The organism is Streptomyces xanthochromogenes (assembly GCF_014650455.1).
Lineage (GTDB): Bacteria > Actinomycetota > Actinomycetes > Streptomycetales > Streptomycetaceae > Streptomyces > Streptomyces xanthochromogenes.
In genome coordinates this window covers 111,106-132,805 of the sequence record NZ_BMUZ01000018.1, presented here as the reverse complement: position 1 = coordinate 132,805, position 21,700 = coordinate 111,106, and the positions used below count along the sequence as shown (strand labels likewise).

General features: G+C 72.2%; 18 protein-coding genes. 10 read left to right on the top strand and 8 right to left on the bottom strand.

Annotation, left to right across the window (positions count from 1 at the left end; genetic code table 11):
* Positions 1-385 precede the first annotated feature (385 nt).
* Both IE267_RS35925 and ptsP read left to right on the top strand, forming a co-directional pair.
* Positions 386-835: a PTS sugar transporter subunit IIA gene (locus IE267_RS35925; protein ID WP_161244387.1), complete on the top strand. Its 450-nt coding sequence runs from the start codon at positions 386-388 to the stop codon at positions 833-835.
* Between the two features lie 81 nt (positions 836-916).
* Entirely contained in the window at positions 917-2,587 is a 1,671-nt protein-coding gene (gene ptsP, locus IE267_RS35920) for a phosphoenolpyruvate--protein phosphotransferase (RefSeq protein ID WP_161244388.1), read from the top strand.
* A gap of 124 nt (positions 2,588-2,711) precedes the next feature.
* Here the strand turns inward: ptsP and IE267_RS35915 are convergent, their stop codons facing one another.
* Both IE267_RS35915 and IE267_RS35910 read right to left on the bottom strand, forming a co-directional pair.
* Positions 2,712-3,596 carry a DUF8829 domain-containing protein gene (locus IE267_RS35915; RefSeq protein ID WP_189766092.1) on the bottom strand — a complete coding sequence of 295 codons (885 nt, stop codon included), beginning with the start codon at positions 3,594-3,596 and terminating at the stop codon, positions 2,712-2,714.
* A 24-nt stretch (positions 3,597-3,620) separates the two neighbouring features.
* Complete coding sequence (locus tag IE267_RS35910; RefSeq protein ID WP_308428879.1) at positions 3,621-4,895, bottom strand: MFS transporter; 1,275 nt, start codon at positions 4,893-4,895, stop codon at positions 3,621-3,623.
* Between the two features lie 45 nt (positions 4,896-4,940).
* Between IE267_RS35910 and IE267_RS35905 the strand changes: the two genes are divergently transcribed.
* Positions 4,941-6,260 (top strand): aminotransferase class I/II-fold pyridoxal phosphate-dependent enzyme, encoded by a 1,320-nt coding sequence (locus tag IE267_RS35905; RefSeq protein WP_229861622.1) that lies wholly within the window; start codon positions 4,941-4,943, stop codon positions 6,258-6,260.
* On the opposite strand, the gene IE267_RS35900 is transcribed toward IE267_RS35905, so the two are convergent.
* Positions 6,261-8,249, bottom strand: coding sequence for an acetoacetate--CoA ligase (locus IE267_RS35900; RefSeq protein WP_189766090.1), 1,989 nt, complete (start codon positions 8,247-8,249; stop codon positions 6,261-6,263).
* Between the two features lie 216 nt (positions 8,250-8,465).
* Between IE267_RS35900 and IE267_RS35895 the strand changes: the two genes are divergently transcribed.
* A complete protein-coding gene (locus IE267_RS35895) occupies positions 8,466-10,820 on the top strand; it encodes a glycoside hydrolase family 31 protein (protein WP_189766089.1) in 2,355 nt (784 codons plus the stop codon).
* A 32-nt stretch (positions 10,821-10,852) separates the two neighbouring features.
* Here the strand turns inward: IE267_RS35895 and IE267_RS35890 are convergent, their stop codons facing one another.
* A complete protein-coding gene (locus tag IE267_RS35890) occupies positions 10,853-11,398 on the bottom strand; it encodes an NUDIX domain-containing protein (RefSeq protein ID WP_229861621.1) in 546 nt (181 codons plus the stop codon).
* Between the two features lie 189 nt (positions 11,399-11,587).
* On the opposite strand from IE267_RS35890, the gene IE267_RS35885 reads away from it, so the two are divergent.
* From IE267_RS35885 to glpK, 5 genes are all read left to right on the top strand, one after another.
* A complete protein-coding gene (locus tag IE267_RS35885; protein WP_189766088.1) occupies positions 11,588-12,439 on the top strand; it encodes a M15 family metallopeptidase in 852 nt (283 codons plus the stop codon).
* A 212-nt stretch (positions 12,440-12,651) separates the two neighbouring features.
* Positions 12,652-13,053, top strand: a complete 402-nt coding sequence (locus IE267_RS35880; RefSeq protein ID WP_189766087.1) for an Mpo1-like protein — start codon at positions 12,652-12,654, stop codon at positions 13,051-13,053.
* Positions 13,054-13,171: 118 nt separating this feature from the next.
* The gene (locus IE267_RS35875) at positions 13,172-13,600 is read left to right on the top strand and encodes a Zn-ribbon domain-containing OB-fold protein (protein ID WP_189766096.1); all 429 of its coding nucleotides are present in this window, start codon (positions 13,172-13,174) and stop codon (positions 13,598-13,600) included.
* Positions 13,597-14,787, top strand: a complete 1,191-nt coding sequence (locus IE267_RS35870) for a lipid-transfer protein (protein WP_189766095.1) — start codon at positions 13,597-13,599, stop codon at positions 14,785-14,787. The genes IE267_RS35875 and IE267_RS35870 overlap by 4 nt, the downstream gene beginning before the upstream one ends.
* Before the next feature lie 231 nt (positions 14,788-15,018).
* The gene (gene glpK, locus IE267_RS35865; RefSeq protein WP_167155115.1) at positions 15,019-16,533 is read left to right on the top strand and encodes a glycerol kinase GlpK; all 1,515 of its coding nucleotides are present in this window, start codon (positions 15,019-15,021) and stop codon (positions 16,531-16,533) included.
* Between the two features lie 69 nt (positions 16,534-16,602).
* Here glpK and IE267_RS35860 read toward each other — a convergent pair whose 3' ends face one another.
* Genes IE267_RS35860 through IE267_RS35845 form a run of 4 tightly spaced genes read right to left on the bottom strand, consistent with a single transcriptional unit; the run spans position 16,603 to position 20,959 of the window.
* Positions 16,603-17,208 (bottom strand): GTP-binding protein, encoded by a 606-nt coding sequence (locus IE267_RS35860; protein WP_161250985.1) that lies wholly within the window; start codon positions 17,206-17,208, stop codon positions 16,603-16,605.
* Positions 17,189-17,632: a DUF742 domain-containing protein gene (locus IE267_RS35855; protein WP_229861620.1), complete on the bottom strand. Its 444-nt coding sequence runs from the start codon at positions 17,630-17,632 to the stop codon at positions 17,189-17,191. The genes IE267_RS35860 and IE267_RS35855 overlap by 20 nt, the downstream gene beginning before the upstream one ends.
* A gap of 28 nt (positions 17,633-17,660) precedes the next feature.
* Positions 17,661-18,107, bottom strand: a complete 447-nt coding sequence (locus IE267_RS35850) for a roadblock/LC7 domain-containing protein (RefSeq protein ID WP_161250987.1) — start codon at positions 18,105-18,107, stop codon at positions 17,661-17,663.
* Positions 18,104-20,959 carry a sensor histidine kinase gene (locus tag IE267_RS35845; protein WP_189766086.1) on the bottom strand — a complete coding sequence of 952 codons (2,856 nt, stop codon included), beginning with the start codon at positions 20,957-20,959 and terminating at the stop codon, positions 18,104-18,106. The genes IE267_RS35850 and IE267_RS35845 overlap by 4 nt, the downstream gene beginning before the upstream one ends.
* Before the next feature lie 108 nt (positions 20,960-21,067).
* Here IE267_RS35845 and IE267_RS39970 point away from each other — a divergent pair, with 108 nt between their 5' ends.
* Complete coding sequence (locus IE267_RS39970) at positions 21,068-21,700, top strand: hypothetical protein (RefSeq protein WP_229861619.1); 633 nt, start codon at positions 21,068-21,070, stop codon at positions 21,698-21,700.

Sequence of the window (21,700 nt, the reverse complement as noted above, 5' to 3'; positions counted from 1 at the left end):
ACTCTTTCGTGTCCGATTTCCTCGGTGCCTTTCAGGTTCTCCCTCGCGGGTTTCCCTTTCCGGCGATTCAAACTCTAGCAAGTCTTTTTCGCTTTCCCGACCACTCCGTTCCGCGAGCATGCGGAAGTAAGGATTCAGGTTAGGATCAGGACTTGGTAGGTGCCGCCGACCGCCGAATCACAGTGTCGTGATGGGGTCAGGCAGGAGTACGACAGTACATGCCACCGGGAGTTGAGGCAAATCGTTTCCGGTGTGCACCTAGGTCCGCCAACCGGCACCTGTCGTGCGGAACTAGGACTTCTTATGACTTACCCTTCTGAACAGTACGCCGTCCAGGACAGGTAGTGACGGCGACACTAGAAGCTCCGCCCCTGGGAGGCTCCCCATGACTAGCGTGATGTCCCCACTTGCTGGACAGGCCATCGGGCTCGCTGCAGTGCCCGACCCCGTCTTCTCCGGCGCGATGGTGGGCCCCGGCACCGCTATTGATCCCGTACGTGAGCCGTCTGCGGCCGTGGCGCCTGTTGACGGCGTTGTTGTGTCCCTGCACCCGCACGCGTTCGTCGTCGTCGACGGCGAGGGCCACGGTGTGCTGACGCACCTCGGGATCGACACCGTGCAGCTCAACGGCGAGGGCTTCGAGCTCCTCGTCAACAAGGGCGACACCGTAACGCGCGGCCAGGAGGTCGTGCGCTGGGACCCGGCCGCCGTCGAGGCCGCCGGCAAGTCCCCCATTTGTCCCATCGTGGCACTCGAAGCCACCACCGACTCCCTCTCCGATGTCGTCGACAGCGGCGATGTGAAGGCCGGGGACGCGCTGTTCAGCTGGCAGTGACGCCCGCACCGCCGCGGCGGTGCGCTGGACAGACAACAACGGCGGCGACAACGACCGCCGCGACTATCGGAGACGGGTGAGATGGAGACAACGCTGCGAGGCGTCGGCGTGAGCCACGGTGTGGCGATCGGCGAGGTTCGGCACATGGGCACGGCGGTTCTCGAGCCGCCGGCCAAGCAGATTCCGGCATCGGACCACGGGCGCGAACAGGGGCGCGCCCGCCAGGCCGTGGAAGCTGTGGCCGCCGACCTGATGGCGCGTGGCAATCTGGCCGGCGGTGAGGCGCAGGCCGTGCTCGAGGCCCAGGCGATGATCGCCCAGGACCCGGAGCTCATGTCCGACGTCGACCGGCGCATCGTCGTCGGCAGCACCGCCGAGCGCGCCGTGTACGACGCGTTCTCGCACTACCGCGAACTGCTCGCGGGCGCCGGTGAGTACATGGCGGGACGTGTCGCCGACCTCGACGACGTGCGGAACCGGATCGTGGCGCGCCTGCTCGGCGTGCCGATGCCGGGTGTACCGGACAGCGACGAGCCGTACGTGCTCATCGCCCGGGACCTCGCGCCGGCCGACACCGCGCTGCTCGACCCGGCTCTCGTGCTCGGCTTCGTGACCGAGGAGGGCGGGCCGACCAGCCACAGCGCCATCCTGGCGCGGGCGCTCGGCGTGCCCGCGATCGTGGCCCTGCCCGGTGCCGGTGAGCTGGCCGAAGGCACGCTGGTCGCCGTGGACGGCAGCACCGGCGAGATCTTCGTCGACCCGAGCGCGGAGAAGCAGGCCGAGCTGGAGCGGTCCGCGGCCGAGCGGAAGGCGGCGCTGTCCGCCTCGTCCGGCCCCGGTGCCACCTCGGACGGGCACAAGGTGCCGCTGCTCGCCAACGTCGGCGGTCCCGCCGACGTGCCGGCCGCGGTCGAGGCGGGCGCCGAGGGCGTCGGCCTGTTCCGTACCGAGTTCCTCTTCCTCGACGACTCCGCCAAGGCGCCGTCGGAGGAGAAGCAGGTCGAGGCCTACCGCAAGGTGCTTGAGGCGTTCCCCGAGGGGCGCGTCGTGGTGCGGGTCCTGGACGCCGGCGCCGACAAGCCGCTGGACTTCCTGACCCCGGCCGACGAGCCCAACCCGGCGCTCGGCGTGCGTGGTCTGCGCTCGCTGCTCGACCACCCCGAGGTGCTGCGGACGCAGCTGACCGCGCTGGCCAAGGCCGCCGCGGGTCTGCCCGTGTACCTCGAGGTCATGGCGCCGATGGTGGCGGACCGTACCGACGCCAAGGCGTTCGCCGACGCGTGCCGCGAGGCTGGTCTTCAGGCGAAGTTCGGCGCGATGGTGGAGATTCCGTCCGCCGCGCTGCGCGCTCGCTCGATCCTGCAGGAGGTCGAGTTCCTTTCGCTCGGCACCAACGACCTGGCGCAGTACGCCTTCGCCGCCGACCGTCAGGTGGGCGCGGTGTCGCGACTTCAGGACCCGTGGCAGCCTGCGCTGCTCGACCTGATCTCGATGTCCGCCGAGGCCGCCAAGGCCGAGGGCAAGAGCTGTGGTGTGTGTGGCGAGGCGGCCTCCGATCCGCTGCTGGCCTGTGTCCTGACCGGACTCGGTGTCACCAGCCTTTCGATGGGTGCGGCGTCCATTCCTTACGTGCGCGCGACGCTGGCGAAGTACACGCTGGCCCAGTGCGAGCGTGCGGCTTCCGCGGCCCGTGCCGCGGACACCGCCGAGGATGCGCGCAAGGCCGCTCAGGCGGTGCTGTCCGGCGAGTGACCGGACGGTCGTGAGACCGGTGTGAAAGGGGCTTCCCGCCGCGGTGCGAACGGGGGCCCCTTTCTCGTTCCCTCTCGTCCCCTTCCGTCACCGGATTTCCGTGGACGCGCGGCGCCCCGGGTCTTCAGTGGTGCGGGTCGGGATGGTCCACGGGGAATCCTGGGCGGTATTCGACGCCGGGTTCGGGGGCGAGTGGTTCGCCCGTCTCGGCGTCGGTGCAGTAGGCGCTGAACACCTCGCCCTCGGTCAAGGGACCGAGGTGGCCCTGCCGCAGCCGCCATCCGTGCAGCCGGTCCGGGCTGTCGGGTTCGGCGGTGCGCAGGACGAGCCCGCCGGCGCTGTCCCGGGCGATGCCGGCGGCGAGGACGGTGACGAACTCGGCCGCGTCCGCCTCGTCGAGGCGTACCGGATCGGACCCCGTGCGCTCGGCATGGAGGACGGCGATGAGCTGCTCCTCCTGGGCGGGGATGCTGCAGACCAGGTGATGGGTGCCGGGGCCGGCTGCCTCCAGCAGGTTCAGCAGGAGCCGGGAGGCTCGGTCGAACGCGTCCCGGCCGATGTCCTGGCCGCATTCGGCGCAGTCCCCGGCCTCGGCCAGGAGCAGCGTCGCGTACTCCCAAGTCGCTTTGCGGACGGCCTTGTTGATGAGCTGGGGCACGAGGCTGTCGATGGGCTGGCCCGCGTAGGCGACGCAGGCGCCGTCGGCTGCCAGTTCGGCGGTGAAGCGGGTGCGGCTGGCCGGAGTGTCCGGGTCGAGGCCCTGCGACGTACAGAACGCGGTGAACTCGTCGGGGTCGAAGAGGGCGACCGTGGTGTGGGCGCCCTGGGCCGAGAGCGATCGGAGGAGACCTTCCACCTGGCGGAGGTAGAGCCCGTGGTCGTCGAAGACGAAGGATCGGTATCTCGTCATGGCCGTGAAGTCGTGCGCGTCGGCGATGAGGCCGACGGTGCCCGGCATTTCCCGGCGCAGCGTGCGCCGGACGGCCCGGATGTGTTGGGTGTGCGCCATGTTTCCCCCTGAGCACGGTGTCGATCAATGCTCACTCACCGTAATCGAAGGCACTGACAACGGGGCTCGGACCGTCCGTGGCCGGACGAGCCGGTGCTGGACCAGGCAGGTTCCGGCGATGGCGGTGCCGAAGGTGATCCAGCCCGCCGGCCCCGTCGCGATGGCGGCCGTGACGGCGAGGGGGCCGATGCTGCGCTGGACCGACTGGGCCAGGCCGTGCACTCCGAGGTAGCTGCCCTGAGCCGCGTCGGGGGCGAGGGCGATGGAGAGTTCCCAGGAGATCGTGGCGTGGACGATCTCGGCGAGGGTGAAGGCGATGGTCGCGGCCACGAGGAAGGCGGCGGCCGGTCCGGCGCCGGGGGTCGCGGAGGCCGCGATGGCCACGCCGGCGACCACGAAGGTCGCGGAGAGCGGGATCAGCAGTCGACGGGCCGCCGGGGTGGTGGTGCCGAAGCGCGCGAGGGGCACCTGGAGTCCGACCACCATCACGTTGTTGATGACCATGAGGAGCGGGACGAGTCCGTGCGGAGCGTCGGTGGCGTGCACGGCCCAGAGCGGCAGGCCGACCTTGAAGACGGCGTCGTCCAGGAAGAGCACGGTTTCGGTGGCCACGAAGGTCAGGTAGCGGCGATCGCGCCACGGGTTGGTGGGACTCGGCTCCGGAGCGGGCCGCCCGGACTTGGCGACCGTGCGCGACGGCGTCGGGGGTTCGGCGCAGAGCGCGGTGATGAGGGCGGAGCCGAGGAAGGAGAGGGCGTTGCCGGCGAGGAGCCATTCGTAGGCGGAGGCCGAGCCGATGGCGAGGGCTCCGGCCGCGGCGAGACCGCCGACCGCCCAGCCCGCGTTGGCGACGGTTCGGCTGACGGCTTGGTAGCGCACGCGCTCGGGGCCCGCGATGCGGGCCGCGTACAGCTTGGTGAGGACGTTGGCGGAGCGGTCGCCGAAGCTTCCTACGGAGGCGAAGAGCAGGAGCAGGGTGAAGTTGTCGGTGGTCAGGAGCGCGAACGCGGCGGCCGCGCGCACCGTCTGGAGACTGATGAGGACGCGGGTCAGGGGCAGTCGGTCGGCGATGCGGCCGCCGATGGGGGCGCCGGCGATGCCCACGGCTCCGGACGCGGCGACCAGGGTGCCGATCTGGGCGAGGGAGAGCCCGGCCACGTAGGTGAAGTACAGGACGGAGACGGCTTCCCAGAGGCCGCTTCCCGTCCGGTCGACGAAGGCCACGGAGAGCATCCGGCGGCCGTCGAGGCCTCCTGGGACGCGTTCCCACAGTGCGGCCCTTCGGCGGCTCCAGCTCATTGCTCCCCCTTGACGAAACTTATGTATTGGTACAGACTGTGTTACGTGGCGACACAATATTCGATCGCTGGTACGACAGCCAAGGGAATTGCCGCGTCCGTGGAACGCGCGGTCGCCGACGGAGGGCTTGGCCCCGGGGACGCGCTTCCGCCCGTGCGCCGGCTGGCCGATGAGCTGGCGGTGAGCCCCGGCACGGTCGCCACCGCCTACAAGGAACTGCGGCAGCGCGGTGTGGTCGTCACGCGTGGCCGCGGTGGCACCGTGGTGGCCGCGGCACCGGCCGTCGCGTCGCGTCGGCCGCCCAAAGTGCCCACCGGGCTGCGGGACTTGGCGGGGGGCCACCCCGATGCCGCCTTCCTGCCGGACCTCCCGGCGCTCGTCGCACCCTCGACGGGCCCCCGCTCGCACCGCTCCACCCCTCGACTGCCCCTACTCGAAGAGCGGGTGCGCGCCTGGTTCGACCGGGACGGGGTGCCCTCCGGGCATGTGACGTTCGCGCACGGCGCGCTGGACTGCGTCGCCCGGCTGCTGGCCACGGAGCTGCGGCCGGGCGACGCGGTCGCCATGGAGGACCCCGGCTATCACCATCTGCTCGACCTGCTCCAGGCGATGGGGCTGCGGACCGTCGCGGTCGCCGTGGACGACGAGGGCATGCGGCCCTCGGAGTTGAAGGAGGCGCTGCGGGCCGGCGCGCGGGCCGTCGTGTGCAGTCCCCGGGCGCAGAACCCGTACGGCGGCTGCTTCTCGGCGGGGCGGCGTGACGCGCTGGTCGAGGTGCTGCGGCAGTTCCCCGAGGTGCTGGTGATCGAGAACGACCACGCGGCCGAGATCGCGGGTGCGGAGCTCAACTCCCTGACCGGCGGCGGGGTTGCGCGGTGGGCCCAGGTGCGGACGGTGACCAAGTACCTCGGCACCGATCTGCGGTGGGCGGCCGCCGCGTGCGACCCGGTGACGCTGGCCCGGCACGACGGGCGGCTCCTGCTCACATCCGGCTGGGTGAGCCATCTGTTGCAGGCGGCCGTGCTGACCTTGATGGACGATCCGTCGGCGCAGCTCTTGGTGGCGCGGGCGGAAGAGACCTATGGGGAGCGCCGTGCGGCATTCGTCAAGGAGCTGGCCCGGCGCGGGATTTCGGCGCACGGGGCGAGCGGGATGAATGTGTGGGTGCCGGTGCGCGACGAGTCGGCGGTGGTCAACGGGCTGCGCACGCGCGGCTGGTGGGTGGCCGCCGGGGCCCGGTTCCGCCTGGCCGCGGATCCGGGCGTCCGGATCACGGTGGCGGGTGTGGACCCCTCGGAGGCCGCGCGGCTGGCCTCGGACTTCGCCGGTGCCCTGGGCGAGTCCGAGGCCACGTACGGGGGTTGATCAGCCGCGCTTGCGGGCGATGTCCTCGTAGAAGCGCAGCAGGTCCAGGTTGTCGACCGACCCGGGGTTGACGGCCTTGTCGAGGGCGGCGCCCTGGAGGAGCCGTTTGACGGGCACCTCGATGCGCTTGCCGGTCAGGGTGTGCGGGACGCCAGGGGCCTCGATGATCTCGTCGGGGACGTGGCGGGGCGAGAGCTGTTCGCGGATCGCCTGCTTGATCCGCGTACGCAGAGCCTCGTCCAGGACCGCGCCCTCGGCGAGGTGGACGAACAGCGGCATCCAGTAACCGCCGTCGGGCTCTTCGAGGCCGATGACGAGGGATTCGCGGATTTCGGGGAGACGTTCGACGACCTCGTAGATGTCGGCCGAACCCATGCGCACGCCTTGGCGGTTGAGGGTCGAGTCGGAGCGGCCGTGGATGATCACCGAGCCGTGGTCGGTGAGGGTGATCCAGTCGCCGTGCCGCCATACGCCGGGGAACATGTCGAAGTAACTGTCGCGGTAACGGCTGCCGTCGGGGTCGTTCCAGAAGCGGATCGGCATCGAGGGCATGGGGTTGGTGACGACGAGCTCGCCGACCTCGCCGACGACCGGCCTGCCCTGTGCGTCCCAGGCCTGGAGGTCGGTGCCGAGGCAGGGCGCCTGGAGTTCGCCGATGTGCACGGGCAGGGTGGGCACCGCGCCCGCGAAGCAGGAGCAGACGTCCGTGCCACCGCTGACCGAGGCGATCCACAGGTCTTCGCGCACCTCGTCGTGGAGCCAGCGGAACCCGTCGGGCGGCAGCGGCGAGCCGGTGGTCGCCACGCCCTTGACGCGGGACAGGTCGAAGTCGCGTCCTGGGTGCACATCTGCCTTGCGGCAGGCCATCACATAGGCCGCCGAAGTGCCGAACAGGGTGGCGCCGGTGCGCTCCGCGACCCCCCACTGGGCGCCCGTGTCGGGGAAGCCCGGGCTGCCGTCGTACAGGACGACGGTGGTGCCGGTGAGCAGGCCGGAGACGAGGAAGTTCCACATCATCCAGCCGGTGGAGGTGTACCAGAAGAAGCGGTCCTCGGGGCCGAGGTCGCAGTGCAGCCCGAGCTGCTTGAAGTGTTCCAGGAGGATGCCGCCCTGGGACTGCACGATCGCCTTGGGCAGGCCGGTCGTGCCGGACGAGTAGAGCACCCACAGCGGGTGGTCGAAGGGCACCTGCTCGAAGACGGGCTCCGCGTCGCCCCCGGTCAGCGCGGACCATGCGAGGGTGCCCTCGGGGGCCGGGGTGCCGAGCAGCGGGATGTGCACGACGGCGCGCAGCGTGGGCAGTTCGCGGCGCAGTTCGGCGACGACGTCGGTGCGGTCGTGCTCCTTGCCGCCGTAGCGGTAGCCGTCGACCGTGAACAGCACGACGGGCTCGACCTGCTGGAAGCGGTCGAGGACGCTGCGGGCACCGAAGTCGGGGGCGCAGGACGTCCACACCGCGCCCACGGCGGCCGAGGCGAGGAACGCGGTGACGGCCTGCGGCACGTTGGGCAGATAGCCGCTCACCCGGTCACCGGGACGCACGCCGAGGGCGCGCAGCTCGGCCGCGAGGGAGCCGACCTGGCGGCGCAGCTCGGACCAGCTGGTCTCGGCGGGTTCGTGGGTCTCGTCGACGTGCACGAGGGCCGGCTCGGCGGCCCGGGCGGGGTCCTCGGCGGTGCGCAGCGCGTGCTCCGCGTAGTTCAGTGCGGCGCCCGGGAACCACTGGGCCCCGGGCATCGTTCGATCGGCAAGGACAGCGGTGTACGGGGAGGAGAAGCGGATGTCGAACCAGTCGGCGACCGCCCGCCAGAAGGTGTCGAGTTCGGCGACGGACCAGCGGTGGAGAGCCGGGTACCCGCCCTCGGCCGGTGCGCCGTAGCGCTCCGCCGCCCAGGCCTGGAAGCGGGTGATCCGCGCGGCGGCGATGCGTTCGGAGTCCGGCTGCCACAGGGGCTCGGGCTGCGGAGCGGGGTTCGCTGCTGAAGTCATGGGTCGGCTCCCGGGCTGTAACGCGTGATGTGCGTGTTTCCCGCGCACACGCGAGGGGTGTGCGCGGGAGGCGGCTGACAGGGACGATGCCATGTGATCGTCTTCCGCACCAGGGTGTGCCACCCATACTCGGCCGCCCGGGTATGTGGCGCCGCCACGGTGAACGGCAGTTGAACGAACCGCGCGCGGGGCCGTCCGGGTGGCAGGGTGAGCTGCATGAACGGCGATGACCTGGTGCGCTCGGTGAAGGCGGTCGGTTCGGTGCGGGGGCTGCGGGCGGTGCGCTCGGCCCTGCGGCGGCGCCGGGCGGACGCGCGGGACCTGCCGGCGCGCGGGCCGGAGCGGGCCCGAGTGCCCGGTGCGGTGACCGGGGCGGAGCCGAGGCCCGGCGGCGGCCTGCTGCGCTTCGCCCGCTCCGAGCTCGAGGTGCGGGTCGCGGCGGGCGGCGCGGTGTTCTGGGGCTGGGACGGTGCGGGGCCCGAGCCGTCGTACGCCCTGAGCGGCCCGGCGCCCGAGCTCGATCCGCGGGCCCTTCTGGAGCCGGACAAGGACGGCGGCTGGCGGGTCGTCTCGGAACGACTCACCGTGGTCGTCTCGCGGCACGGCGCGGTGGACGTGTGCACGCCGGGCGGTGTGGTGCTGCGGCGGGAGCTGCCGCCGCGCTGGTGGGAGCCGGTCGGCGGCGGCCCCGCCCGCTGGCTGCAACGGTCCGAAGTGCCCGCCGACGCACGGTTCTTCGGGCTCGGCGGTCGGGCGGGCGGCCCGCGCCTTCGGGACGGTACGTACCGGCTGTGGAACACCGACCCCGGAGGCGGCTTCGGTCCGGCCGACGACCCCTTGTACATCACGATGCCGGTCCAGCTGGTCGTCGCCGACGCGGGATGTCACCTGGCTTTCTACGACAGCACCTGGGACGGCCGGGTGGTGCTGCGGGAGGGCGAGGAGGGAGCCGGGTCGGGCCACGACCGGCCGGGCGGCAGCGAGCTGCGGATGGAAGGCGGCCCCCTGCGCTGCTGGGTCGTCGCGGGCACCCCGGCCCGGGTGCTCCAGGGCTGGACGGCGCTGACCGGCGCGCCGGCCCAGCCGCCGTCCTGGGCGCTCGGCCCCCAGCACGCCCGCTGGGGGTTCGGCAGCGAGCGCGAGGTGCGGCGCGTCGTCGGCGGGTACACCGAACGCGGCCTGCCCCTGTCGGCGCTGCATCTGGACATCGACCACTACGACGACCATCAGGTCTTCACGGTCGACCGGGCCGCCTTCCCCGATCTGCCCCGGCTCGCCAAGGACCTCGCGCAGGACGGGGTGCGGCTCGTCTCGATCGTCGATCCCGGAGTCCGCGCCGAACCGGGAAACCCGCTGTACGAGAGCGGGCGGGCCGCCGGAGCCTTCGTCGAGGACGCCCGCGGGCACGAGGTGCGCGGGGAGGTGTGGCCGGGCGAGTGCGCCTATCCGGACTTCACGCATCCGGCGGCGCGCACCTGGTGGGGCGGGCAGTACCAGGAGCGTCTGGACCAGGGCTTCGCCGGGGTGTGGCACGACATGAACGAGCCGGTGTCCTTCGCGCCGTTCGGGGACCCGACGCTGCCCCGCTCGGCCCGGCACGACCTGGACGGCCGGGGCGGTGACCACCGCGAGGCCCACAACGTCTACGGCCTGTGCATGGCCCGCGCCGGATACGAGGGGCTGCGCGGGCTGCGCCCCGACGAGCGGCCGTTCCTGTTCTCGCGCTCCGGCTGGGCCGGAATGCAGCGCTACGGCGGCACGTGGTCGGGCGATGTGTCGACCGGCTGGCCGGGCCTGCGCGCCTCGCTCTCGCTGGTGCTCGGGCTGGGCCTGTGCGGCGTGCCGTACTCGGGGCCCGACGTGGGCGGCTTCACCGGCAGCCCCTCGCCCGAGCTGTATCTGCGCTGGTTCCAACTCGGCGCCTGGCTACCGCTGTTTCGCACGCACGCGGCCAAGTGGGCGGGGCGGCGCGAACCCTGGGAGTTCGGCCCCAAGGTGCTTGAGGGCGCGCGGGCCGCGCTGGCCGAACGGCAGCGGCTGCACCCGTACTTCGTGACGCTGGCCCACGTGGCGCGGCTGACCGGGGCGCCCTATGCGCGCCCGCTGTGGTGGAGCGCACCGGACGACCGGGCGCTGCGGGACTGCGAGGACTCCTTCCTGCTCGGCGACGCGCTGCTCGTGGCCCCCGTCCTGGAGCGCGGCTCCGACCGGCGGGCGGTGCGGCTGCCGCGCGGGCGCTGGTACGACACGGCGACCGGGGAGGCCCATGACGGCCCCGGCCAGGTGCTCCTGAACGCCCCGCTCTCCCGGATTCCGGTGCTGGCCCGGGCCGGTTCGGTGATCCCGGTGCTGGGCGAGAGCGGCGGCCTGGAGCTGGAGGTGTGGCCACCGGCCGCCGGGCGCACCGGTGGGGGGCTCGTGGTGCGGGACGCGGGGGACGGCTGGGAACAGGCCCGGGTCGAGCGGTTCACGACCCGCGTCGACCACGGCCGCGTGGTGGTGGAGCGGGTCGACGGCGGGCCGGGAGCTGAGGTCGGCCTTCCGGTGCGGGTACGGGGGGCGGTGCGCTGAGGAGAGGACGGGCGACGGTCACTGCCGTTCCATCAGGCGAGGTGCGTGCGCCCTCGGCCGTACTCCCCCGCGAACCATTTGCGCACCGCCTCGGTGTGCAGCGGGAAGGTCAACTCGGCCGGTTCGCGCAGGAGTTCCCAGCCCTCGCTCTCGTCGGTCGGCCGCGAGGGCGGGAGCAGGGCCGCGGGGCGCGGGGGCAGCAGGCCGAACAGGAGGAGGTGTTCGGGGGAGCTGAGGGCGTCCGCCAGGCGGACCTCCGCGACCGGGACCTCGATGCCGGTCTCCTCCTGGAGCTCGCGGACGACCGCGTCCTGCCAGCTCTCGCCGAAGTCGATGAACCCGCCGGGCAGGGCGCGGCCGCCGCGCCGCGGCTCGATGGTGCGGGTGATGACGACGAGTCCCGCACCCCGGGCGTCGGTCACGGGCAGGAGGGCGATGGCGACGGGCAGCGGGTTGCGGTAGGCGACGGTGCCGCAGATCACGCAGCGCCGGGGCCAGGCGCCGTCCGGGGCGGCGAAGGGCGCCCCGCACGCGGCGCAGTGGGAGTCCGGCAGGGGCTGCTGCGAGGTGGCGGTCACGCGCGGACTCTAACCGACCGACTGCCGCGCGCAGCGGGCTCGCACACAACTGGCATCCGCACCCGCGCCATACGCCACACCACCCGCACCCGCACCCGCACCCGCACCCGCACCCGCACCCGGAAGCTCACGACACCGGGCCGATCCCGCCTTTCCCCGCACCGCAGTTGACTGATAGAGGGTGTGTGCATGACACAACGTACCGATGGACGAGGCACCCCGTTCCGGCGCTGGGCCTCGCGGACTCCGCGGTTGCTGCGCGGGGCCGTCGCCGCCGCTGCCTCACTGCTCGTCGTCACGGCGCTCTCCCCCACCGCGCAGGCCGTGCCGCGGCCGAAGGCGCCCCGCGAGTTCGTGGCGCTGCGCAGCGTCGATCCCTCGATCATCCAGGAGATGCGCTACATCACCCCGCACGACTTCGTGGGCGAGCCGATCGACGGCTACCGGCAGCCGCTGTGCATCCTGACCCGCCCCGCCGCCGAGGCCCTGCACCGCGCGCAGCTGAGGCTCCTGCGCCAGGGCTACTCGCTGAAGGTCTACGACTGCTACCGGCCGCAGCGGGCCGTCGACCACTTCGTGCGCTGGGCCAAGGACCTGGACGACGAGCGGATGAAGGCGGAGTTCTATCCCCGTGTCGACAAGTCGAGGCTCTTCACCGACGGGTACATCGCCGAGAAGTCCGGGCACAGCCGGGGCAGCACCATGGATCTGACGATCGTCAAACTGCCGGCCCTGCCCACCCGGCCGTACCACCCGGGGCAGCGGCTCGTGCCCTGTTACGCGCCCAAGGGCCAGCGGTTCCCCGACAACTCGCTCGACATGGGCACCGGCTTCGACTGCTTCGACACCCTGGCACACACCGACGACCCGCGCGTTCAGGGCGTACAGCGGGCCAACCGGCAGTTCCTCAAGAGCACCCTGGCGGCGCAGGGCTTCGTCAATCTGCCCGAGGAGTGGTGGCACTTCACGTATCAGCCGGAGCCGTTCCCCAGCACCTACTTCGACTTCCCCGTGTCATGGCGTTCGGTGACCGGCCGCTGAGGGCAGGGCCGCGTTCCGGTTCGGCGGAGCGTCCCGTCGCGGCCGGCGGAGGCGAGCACCACGGTCGTTCCTCTCGGGGTACGACACGATGAATCCGCCCGGGGACGAGCGGACGTCCGGGGCCACCCCCGTGGGTCCCGGGCGCCCGCTCTGTCCTTTCGGACGCGAAGGAGCCGTATCCGGTTCTCCGGAGAACGATTAGGTTCTGCCGCATGGCCAACACGACGCACACGACACCCGGGACGACGGCGCAGACCACGGCGGACGGCACGCGGCCGACCTTCGATTCGTACGAGGAGTTCTGGCCCTATTACGTGGCGATGCACTCCCGGGCCGCCACCCGCTGGGTCCATCTGACGGGCACCCTCACCGGACTCGTGCTCAGCGCCTACGGGCTCGCGCGCGGGCGCAAGCGGTACGCCCTGGCACTGCCCCTCATCGGGTACGGGACCGCCTGGCCCGCGCACTGGTTCATCGAGAAGAACAACCCGGCCACCTTCGGGCACCCCGCCTGGTCGCTGCGCGGCGACCGGCAGATGATCGCCACGATGCTGGCCGGACGCGATCGTGAGCTCGGTGAGATCGCCGCCAAGTGGCTGGCGGAGAACCGCTGAGCCGGGGCCCGGACCCGACCGCCCCTCCCCAACTCCGGTTGCCCGTGGCACACTTCTGACGTTCCGTCAGAAGGCAGTACCAGGAGGGGCCTTGACAGACGCACGCACGCGCACGCCTGTGGTCGCGGGCTGGTTCACGGACACACAGGGGCAGGATTTCCGGCTGCTCGGCACCCGGTGCACCGCCTGCGCCTCCGTCTTCTTCCCGCGCGAGGACGCCTTCTGCCGCAACCCCGGCTGCGTGGGCGGCAAACTGGCGGAGGTCCCCCTGTCCAAGAGGGGCCGGGTGTGGTCCTACACCGATGGCCGCTATCGCCCGCCCTCGCCCTATGTGTCCGACCCACACGTGGAGTGGCAGCCCTCTGTGCTCGTCGCCGTCGAGCTGGCGGCCGAGCGGATGGTGGTGCTCGGCCAGGCGGCCCCCGGGGTGAGCGCCGCCGATCTCGCGGTGGGCATGGAGGTCGAGGTGGTGCCGGGCGTGCTCAACGAGGACGCGGACACCACGTGGACGACCTGGCACTGGCGGCCCGTGGGGGTGGCGGCATGAGCGGCGACATCGCGATCCTGGGTGCGGGCATGCACCCGTGGGGCAAGTGGGGTCGGAGCTTCGTCGAGTACGGGACGACCGCGGCCAGGGCCGCGCTCGCCGACGCCGGGATCGACTGGACCCAGGTGGAGTCGGTGGTCGGCGCGGACACCGTGCGCGGCGGCTACCCCGGCCATGTGGCGGGGGCGACCTTCGCCAAGGCACTCGGCTGGCAGGGCGCGCGGGTGACCAGCGTGTACGCGGCCTGCGCCTCCGGGTCCCAGGCGATCGGCGCGGCCCGGGCCCAGATCCTGGCCGGGCTCGCGGACGTGGTGCTGGTGGTGGGCGCCGACGCCGCGCCGAAGGGCTTCTTCGCGCCGGCCGGAGGCGAGCGGCCGGACGACCCGGACTGGCTGCGCTTCCGGGTGCTCGGTGCCACGAATCCGGCGTACTTCGGGCTCTACGCCCGGCGCCGGATGGCTCTGCACGGCGACACGGTCGACGATTTCGCTCAGGTCAAGGTGAAGAACGCGGCGGCCGGGGCGCTCAACGCGAACGCGCGTTACCGCAAGACCGTCAGCGCCGAGGAGGTCGCCGCCTCCGCGGTGGTGGCCGATCCGCTGCGCCTGCTCGACATCTGCGCCACCTCGGACGGCGCCGCCGCCCTGGTCCTGACCAGCATGGACTTCGCACGACGGCACGGCGCCGCCGATCCGGTCCGCATCCGCGCGGTCTCCACGGTCACCCCGACCTACCCCCGGGCCGTCCTCGACCTGCCCGACATCGCGACCGATTCGGCGGTGTCCGTCGAGCCCCCGCCGCATTCGTTCCGGGCGTCCATCGCCCGAGCAGCGTACGAGGAGGCGGGCATCGGGCCCGAGGACGTGTCGCTCGCGGAGGTGTACGACCTGTCCACCGCGCTGGAGCTTGAGTGGTACGAGGACCTCGGGCTGTGCGGGACCGGTGAGGGGGCCAAGCTCCTGCGGGACGGCGCGACGGCGCTCGGGGGGCGGATACCGGTCAACACCAGTGGGGGTCTCGCGTCGTTCGGAGAGGCGGTTCCGGCCCAGGCGATCGCCCAGGTCTGCGAACTCACCTGGCAGTTGAGGGGCGCGGCGGGCGACCGTCAGGTGACCGGGGCGCGGGTCGGGATCACCGCGAACCAGGGCCTGTTCGGACACGGATCGTCGGTGATCGCGGTGCGCTGACCCGACATGCCCGCACCCCTGCGCCGGTGCTGCCGGGCAGGCGCAGGTCCGACCCGGTGCGTCGCGGACGGCCTCAACATCCCCTGCTGTGTACGACCTTGACGACCCGTCATGGCCGGTGAAAACTGCCCGTTGTCTCTCGGCATCGCCGCGTCCACCACCCGAAGCTCCCGCTCGACCGGCCTTGCCGCCATGGGAAACGCGCCGCAGCCTAGAGAACCAGGGGTAGCCATGACGGACCGGTTCGTAGCCGCGATCGACCAGGGGACCACCTCCAGCCGCTGCATCATCTTCAACCAGGACGGGGCGATCGTCGCCGTCGACCAGCGCGAGCACCGCCAGATCTTCCCCAAGCCCGGCTGGGTGGAGCACGACGCCACGGAGATCTGGGCCAAGGTGCAGGCCGTGGTCGCGGGCGCGCTCGCCCGGGCGGGGCTGCGGGCCGAGCAGCTCAGCGCGCTCGGCATCACCAACCAGCGCGAGACGACCGTGCTGTGGGACCGGGCGACCGGAAAGCCCGTGCACAACGCGATCGTCTGGCAGGACACCCGGACCTCCGCCCTCTGCCACCAGCTCGGCGGCGAGCACGGCCAGGACCGGTTCCGCGACGCCACCGGGCTGCCGCTCGCGAGCTACTTCTCGGGCCCCAAGGCGGCCTGGCTGCTCGACAACGTGCCGGGGCTTCGCGCCCGCGCCGAGCGCGGCGAGATCGCGTTCGGGACGATCGACTCCTGGCTGATCTGGAACCTGACGGGCGGGACGTCCGGCGGCGTCCACGTCACCGACGTCACCAACGCCTCGCGCACGATGCTGATGAACCTGGAGACCTTGCAGTGGGATCCCGAGATCCTCGCGGCGATGAACGTGCCCCGTGCCGTACTCCCGGAGATCCGCTCCTCGGCCGAGGTGTACGGCACCGCCGTCGGTCCCGCGGCGGGCGTGCCCGTCGCCTCGGCCCTCGGCGACCAGCAGGCGGCGGTCTTCGGACAGGCCTGCTACGCGACGGGAACCGCGAAGAACACCTACGGGACGGGGAGCTTCCTGTTGCTCAACACCGGTACCCGGCCGGTCGCTTCGAAGAACGGGCTGATCACGACGGTCGGCTACCGGATCGGTGAACAGGCGCCGGTCTACTGCCTGGAGGGCTCGATCGCGATCACCGGGGCGCTCGTGCAGTGGTTCCGCGACCAACTCGGCATCATCCGGCACGCGGACGAGATCGAGACGCTGGCGGCGAGCGTCGACGACAACGGCGGGGCCTATGTCGTGCCCGCCTTCTCCGGTCTCTTCGCGCCCTACTGGCGCTCCGACGCACGCGGGGTCATCACCGGCCTGACCGGCTACGTCACGAAGGCGCACCTCGCCCGCGCGGTCCTGGAGGCGACGAGCTGGCAGACCCGCGAGGTCGTCGACGCCATGTTCCAGGACTCGGGCGTGCGGATCTCCACCTTGAAGGTGGACGGCGGGATGACCGCCAACGGCCTCCTGATGCAGCATCAGGCGGACGTGCTCGGGGTGCCCGTGATCCGCCCCAAGGTGTCGGAGACGACGTGTCTGGGCGCGGCCTACGCGGCCGGGCTCGCCACCGGCGTCTGGTCGGGCCTCGACGAGCTGGCGGCCCAGTGGCAGCGCGACGTGGAATGGTCGCCCCGCATGGCGGGACCCGTACGCGAGCGCGAATACGCCAACTGGCACAAGGCCGTGGAGCGCAGCCTCGGCTGGCACGAGGAGGAGGACGGCCGATAGCCGCCCCCGTGAACGCGCGGCCCGTACCCCAGTCGGTGGGGGTACGGGCCGCGTCGCGTCACGGGTGCGTCAAGTCGCGGCGTGCTGACGGGACTTGGCGGACAGCGCCATGGCGTGCTCGACCACGCCGACCAGGATCTCCTTGACGGACTCGCGGACCCGCGCGTCACACATGAGGAGCGGCACCTCCGGGTCGAGGTCGAGCGCCGCGCGCACCGTGTCGGCCGGGTAACGGGCCGCCTCGTCGAAGCAGTTGACGGCGACGGTGAACGGAATGCCGCGCCGCTCGAAGTAGTCGATGCCGGCGAAGCAGTCCTCCAGACGACGGGTGTCGGCGAGGACCACCGCACCGAGCGCGCCCTGCGCCAGCTCGTCCCACAGGAACCAGAAGCGGTCCTGGCCCGGGGTGCCGAAGAGGTAGAGCACCAGGTCCTCGCGGAGCGTGATGCGCCCGAAGTCCATGGCCACCGTGGTGGTGCTCTTGCCCTCGACGCCCGCCAGGTCGTCGACCGGGCGGCCCGCCTCGCTGAGGCGCTCCTCGGTGCGCAGGGGGCGGATCTCGCTCACCGCGCCGACGAGGGTGGTCTTGCCGACGCCGAAGCCGCCGGCGACGAGGATCTTGAGCGTCACCGGATCGACGTGCCGCTTCCTGCGGCTAGAGCGCCCGAAGGCCATTGATCACCTCGCGGAGAAGGGACTCGTCCGGCAGCTCGGCCGGCGGAACGGGTCGGGTTACGTGCACCAGGGCGTCGGCGACGAGATCGCCGACCAGGACGCGGACCACCCCGACGGGGAGGTCGAGTCCGGCCGCGAGCTCGGCGATCGACTGCGGGGAGTCGCCGCAGCGTTCGACGATCTCCACGTGCTCCGGTGAGAGCGTCTGGTCGCGGCCGGGGTCGTCGGCCGCGGGTTCCGGGACGACGACGGCGATCAGGTCGAGGCGGTGCTGGCCGGCGCTGGTGGTCCGCCCGCGGGTCATCGCGTACGGCCGCACCACCGGGCCCGCGTCGTCGTCGAACCAGTGGTGCGGCCGCCCCGGAGCGGTCGCGTCCGAGGGGGCCCGCAGCTGGTCCTGGGCCCGCTGGTCTGCCTCACTCATCTGGTCCCCCGCTCATGGCGTCCCCCGCTCACCCTCCGGTGCGCAGGCCGGTCCGTGGTGCGGTGGTCAGGTGGACACCGACCCGCTTGACCATCAGGGTCATCTCGTACGCGACCTGGCCGACGTCGGAGTCGGCGTCCGACAGGACGGCCAGACAGCTGCCGTCACCGGCGGCCGTGACGAAGAGGAAGGCGTCGTCGAGCTCGACCACGGTCTGGCGGACCTTGCCCGCCTCGAAGTGTCGGCCGACGCCCTTGGCGAGACTGTGGAAGCCGGAGGCGACCGCGGCCAGGTGCTCGCCGTCCTCGCGGGTCAGATCGCGCGAGGTTCCGGTCGCCAGGCCGTCGCTGGAGAGCACCAGGGCCTTGCGGATGGAGCCGACGCGGTCGACCAACTCGTCCAGGAGCCAGTTCAGTTCGCCGGAACCGCTCCCGGTGGTGTTGCGTACTGCGGCTGAGTCTTGTGGCGCGGTCATCGACCGTCCCCCTCCGGTGTGGTTCGTCGTGCGGTGTCGCCCCGGTCCTGCGCGGACGGTCCATCCACGGTGTCCGAGGCTTCGTTGTGCCTGCGGCCGCGCTGCCAGCCGCGCTGCAGTGAGGCCATCCGGTCGCGCACCTCGTCGGCGTCGCGCTCCGGCTCGGGCCCGTCGTCGGGGTCGGCCGCGGCGCGACGGCCTTCGGGGGCGTCCTTGAGCTGAGGGGCGAGGCTGGCCTGGCGGACCCGGCGGGGCAGCCCGCCGAGCAGGGCCTCGCCGTCGGGCCGGGGCTCGGGAAGGCTGCCCCAGGAGGGTGCGGAGCTGGGCGCGCCCGGCAGGTCGGCCGGGTTGGCGGGGCCGCCCGGGGAGCGCTCGCCCAGACCGCCGGGCCGGACCGGGGTCAGGCCCGGGGGCCGGGGCGCCGGCCGCAGGGGCCCCGGGGCCGGGGGCTCGGTCAGGGGTGCGGAGGCGCGCGGCGGCTGGGGCGCACGACGCTCGGGCAGCCGGCTCTCGAAGCCGTCGCCGGGTGACGGATCGGGTTCCGGCGCCGGGTGGCCGCGCCCGTGGCCGTCGACGCGGCGGCCGTTGTCGCTGACCAGGGTCGGCACCCGGTGGCGGCGCGGCAGCGGCAGCGGGTCCCGGTCCTCGCCCTCGTCGGCGGCCTGCTGGTGCTGCTGGCGTTCGTCGGCCGGCTCCGCGGCCCGGCGGGCCGAGCGCAGCATGCCACCGCGCCCCGGGTCGATCGCGTCACGGCCCACGGGCGCCTCGAACACGGAGGGCTCGTCCAGGCCCAACGGGTCGATGGGGGGCTCCAGTTCGACGGGTCCGTCCAGGACCGACTGGCCGGGAATGCCGACCGGCATGGGGGAAAGCGCCCGGCGGGGAGCGTCCTGGACGCCCCGGCTGTCACCCTTGGCCGCCTTGCGGTCGAGCCGGAGGTCGCTGCCCTCGGTCTCGGGTGCGTCGGTGAGCAGCGTCGCCGGGATGAACACGACGGCGGTGGTTCCTCCGTACGGCGACGGCTGGAGCGAGACGCGTACGTTCTGGCGCTGGGCGAGACGGCTGACGACGAACAGACCGAGGCGGTCGGTGTCGGAGAGCTCGAACTCGGGGGTCTCGGCGAGCCGCAGGTTCGCGTCGAGCAGGGCCTCGGGGGCCATGCCGAGGCCGCGGTCGTGGATCTCCAGGGTGAAGCCGTTGGCGACCCGCTCGCCGTGCACCTGGACGGCGGTGTGCGGGGGCGAGAACACCGTGGCGTTCTCCAGGAGTTCGGCGATCAGGTGGGTCAGGTCGGCGACGGCCGGGCCGCCCACGCCGAGCCGGGGCAGCCTGCGCACCTCGATGCGTTCGTAGTCCTCGACCTCGGCGACCGCGGCCCGTACGACGTCCATGAGCTGTACGGGTTTGCGCCACTGGCGGGAGGGGGCGGCGCCGGAGAGGATCACCAGGCCCTCGGCGTGCCGGCGCATGCGGGTGGTGAGGTGGTCGAGGCGGAAGAGGTCGGCGAGTTCGTCGGTGTCCTCGGTGCGCCGCTCCATGGTGTCCAGGAGCGTCAACTGGCGGTGCAGGAGCACCTGGTTGCGGCGGGCGAGGTTGACGAAGACCTCGGAGACGCCGCGGCGCATGTCGGCCTGTTTGACGGCGGCCTCGACGGCGGCGCGCTGCAGGGTGTTGAGCGCCTGGCCGACCTGGCCGACCTCGTCGCGTTCGTAGTCCAGGCGCGGCGCCTCGGTCTCCACGTCGACCTGTTCGCCGGCGGCGAGGCGGCGCATCACGCTGGGCAGGCGGACGCCGGAGACCTCGTGGGCCTCCTTGCGGAGCCGGGTGAGGTCGCGGACCAGCTCGCGTCCGATGCGTACGGACATGAACAGGGAGACCAGGAGGGCGAGGAGGCCGAGGACACCGGCGAGGGCCGCCTTGATCACCACGTTGAAGGCGACCGGCTCGACCCGGTCCTGGTAGCGGTTGCCGGCTTCGGTGCCCAGCTGGGCGAGGCGGTCGAGGACCGGTGTCGCGGCCTGCTGCCAGCGGGTGGCGTCGAGGTGCCGGGGCTCCTTGCCGGGCCCGGCGTCGATGATGGCGGCCTCGGCGGCGCGCAGCGCCTCGGTGTCGGGTCCGCGCCAGTACTGCTCGAAGACATCGCGTTCGGAGCTGGGCAGCATCTCCAGGTTGGTGTCGTAGAGCAACTGCCGATTGGCCACCAGGTCGGATATTCGGCGCAGTTCGGGTGCGGTGGTCTTCGGAGTGATCAGGGAGGAGGCGACGAGGGCGTCCTCGCGGGAGAGCATCTCGCGGGCGCGGGTGACGCCGACCAGGGCCCGGCCCTGCTTGTCCATCTCCACGTTCTCCAGGGCGTGGAGATTCATGAGGAAGCTGTAGCAGGGGTCGATGAGGCGGTTGTAGAAGTCCAGCGCCTGGGGCCGGTCGACGGTGCCCTGTTCGACGGAGCCGCGCAGCACGGCGAGCGAGTCGAAGCCGTCGAGCACGGCCTTGAGGTGATCCTTGGCTATCGGCTGGAGGTCGCTGCGGACGCCGGAGTCCCGGGCCGCGGCGCGGATGGCGGCCACGGCGGTGTCGGTGGCCGCCCGGCGGCTGCGCAGCGAGGCGAGGGCGTCGGAGGGGCGTTCGTCGGCGAGGTAGACGAGGGTCTGTCGGCGCTCCTGCTGGATGACGCGGACCGTGTCCTCGATGGGGTAGCCGACCTTCTTGACGATGTTCGCCACGTTCATCAGCTCGTTGGCCTGCCGGCCGGTGAGGTACGTGGAGAACCCCCACAGCGCGCTGAGGGAGACGAGCGGCACCAGCAACAACGCCACGATCTTCCTGCGGATGGACTTCCCGCGAAAGCGCATGGCCTCCCCCAGATCAACCGTCAAGAAACGGCGTGAGCCTACTACTGACACAGAGACAACTCGAAGGCACGTCCGGACGATTTTCGGCCGCCCTGAACGGTGGTGATCATGAGTTGTCCCGGTATTCCGGGAGATGACGGCGCCCTTCGAGGCCGGGAACCCCCGTCATGGCGGCTTTTCGCCTCTGGGGGCAGATGGCTGGAAGTCTTCGTTCCGGGCAATTCCCGGGAATCTTCCGGGAGTTCCGTTCGTCTGTCTGTACGGGTGGCGCGGAACCGTGGGGGTACGCGTGGCGGGGAGCGAGGCGTCGGGGCCCCGCGGGTGGGGAGGATGACAGGCATGAGCGTTGAGCAGCAGCCGTTGTGGGTGGAAGAGCCTGCGGTGCGACCGCGGCTGCCGGACCCGGTGCGTACCGCGGCCGTGCGCGCCGTCATCATCGTCGCCGCGACGCTGATGCAGGCGATGGTCGCCTTCCTGAGCGCACTCGCCGGTTCGTGGCTCGCCTTTCCGATGGTGCTGAGCAGCGTCGGCAGTACGGTCCTTGCCACGTGGGGGGTGCTGGACGTCTGGGTCACCCGCCAGGTGTGGAACCAGCGCAACGGCGTGGTGTCGATACCGAGCAGCACGGCGCGCAAGCTCCGCAAGGAGCGGCGCCGGGCCCGGCGGGCCGCCCGCGCCGGCGAGCGCGGGGCCCGAATACGGTCGACGGACGGCTCGGGGCAGCGGCTGTCGCGCGCCTGA

Coding starts and splice junctions, on each gene's coding strand:
- IE267_RS35925 (WP_161244387.1), top strand. CDS start 386: ATGACTAGCGTGATGTCCCCACTTGCTGGACAGGCCATCGGGCTCGCT.
- ptsP (WP_161244388.1), top strand. CDS start 917: ATGGAGACAACGCTGCGAGGCGTCGGCGTGAGCCACGGTGTGGCGATC.
- IE267_RS35915 (WP_189766092.1), bottom strand. CDS start 3,596: ATGGCGCACACCCAACACATCCGGGCCGTCCGGCGCACGCTGCGCCGG.
- IE267_RS35910 (WP_308428879.1), bottom strand. CDS start 4,895: ATGAGCTGGAGCCGCCGAAGGGCCGCACTGTGGGAACGCGTCCCAGGA.
- IE267_RS35900 (WP_189766090.1), bottom strand. CDS start 8,249: ATGACTTCAGCAGCGAACCCCGCTCCGCAGCCCGAGCCCCTGTGGCAG.
- IE267_RS35895 (WP_189766089.1), top strand. CDS start 8,466: ATGAACGGCGATGACCTGGTGCGCTCGGTGAAGGCGGTCGGTTCGGTG.
- IE267_RS35885 (WP_189766088.1), top strand. CDS start 11,588: ATGACACAACGTACCGATGGACGAGGCACCCCGTTCCGGCGCTGGGCC.
- IE267_RS35880 (WP_189766087.1), top strand. CDS start 12,652: ATGGCCAACACGACGCACACGACACCCGGGACGACGGCGCAGACCACG.
- IE267_RS35870 (WP_189766095.1), top strand. CDS start 13,597: ATGAGCGGCGACATCGCGATCCTGGGTGCGGGCATGCACCCGTGGGGC.
- glpK (WP_167155115.1), top strand. CDS start 15,019: ATGACGGACCGGTTCGTAGCCGCGATCGACCAGGGGACCACCTCCAGC.
- IE267_RS35860 (WP_161250985.1), bottom strand. CDS start 17,208: ATGGCCTTCGGGCGCTCTAGCCGCAGGAAGCGGCACGTCGATCCGGTG.
- IE267_RS35855 (WP_229861620.1), bottom strand. CDS start 17,632: ATGAGTGAGGCAGACCAGCGGGCCCAGGACCAGCTGCGGGCCCCCTCG.
- IE267_RS35850 (WP_161250987.1), bottom strand. CDS start 18,107: ATGACCGCGCCACAAGACTCAGCCGCAGTACGCAACACCACCGGGAGC.
- IE267_RS35845 (WP_189766086.1), bottom strand. CDS start 20,959: ATGCGCTTTCGCGGGAAGTCCATCCGCAGGAAGATCGTGGCGTTGTTG.
- IE267_RS39970 (WP_229861619.1), top strand. CDS start 21,068: ATGAGTTGTCCCGGTATTCCGGGAGATGACGGCGCCCTTCGAGGCCGG.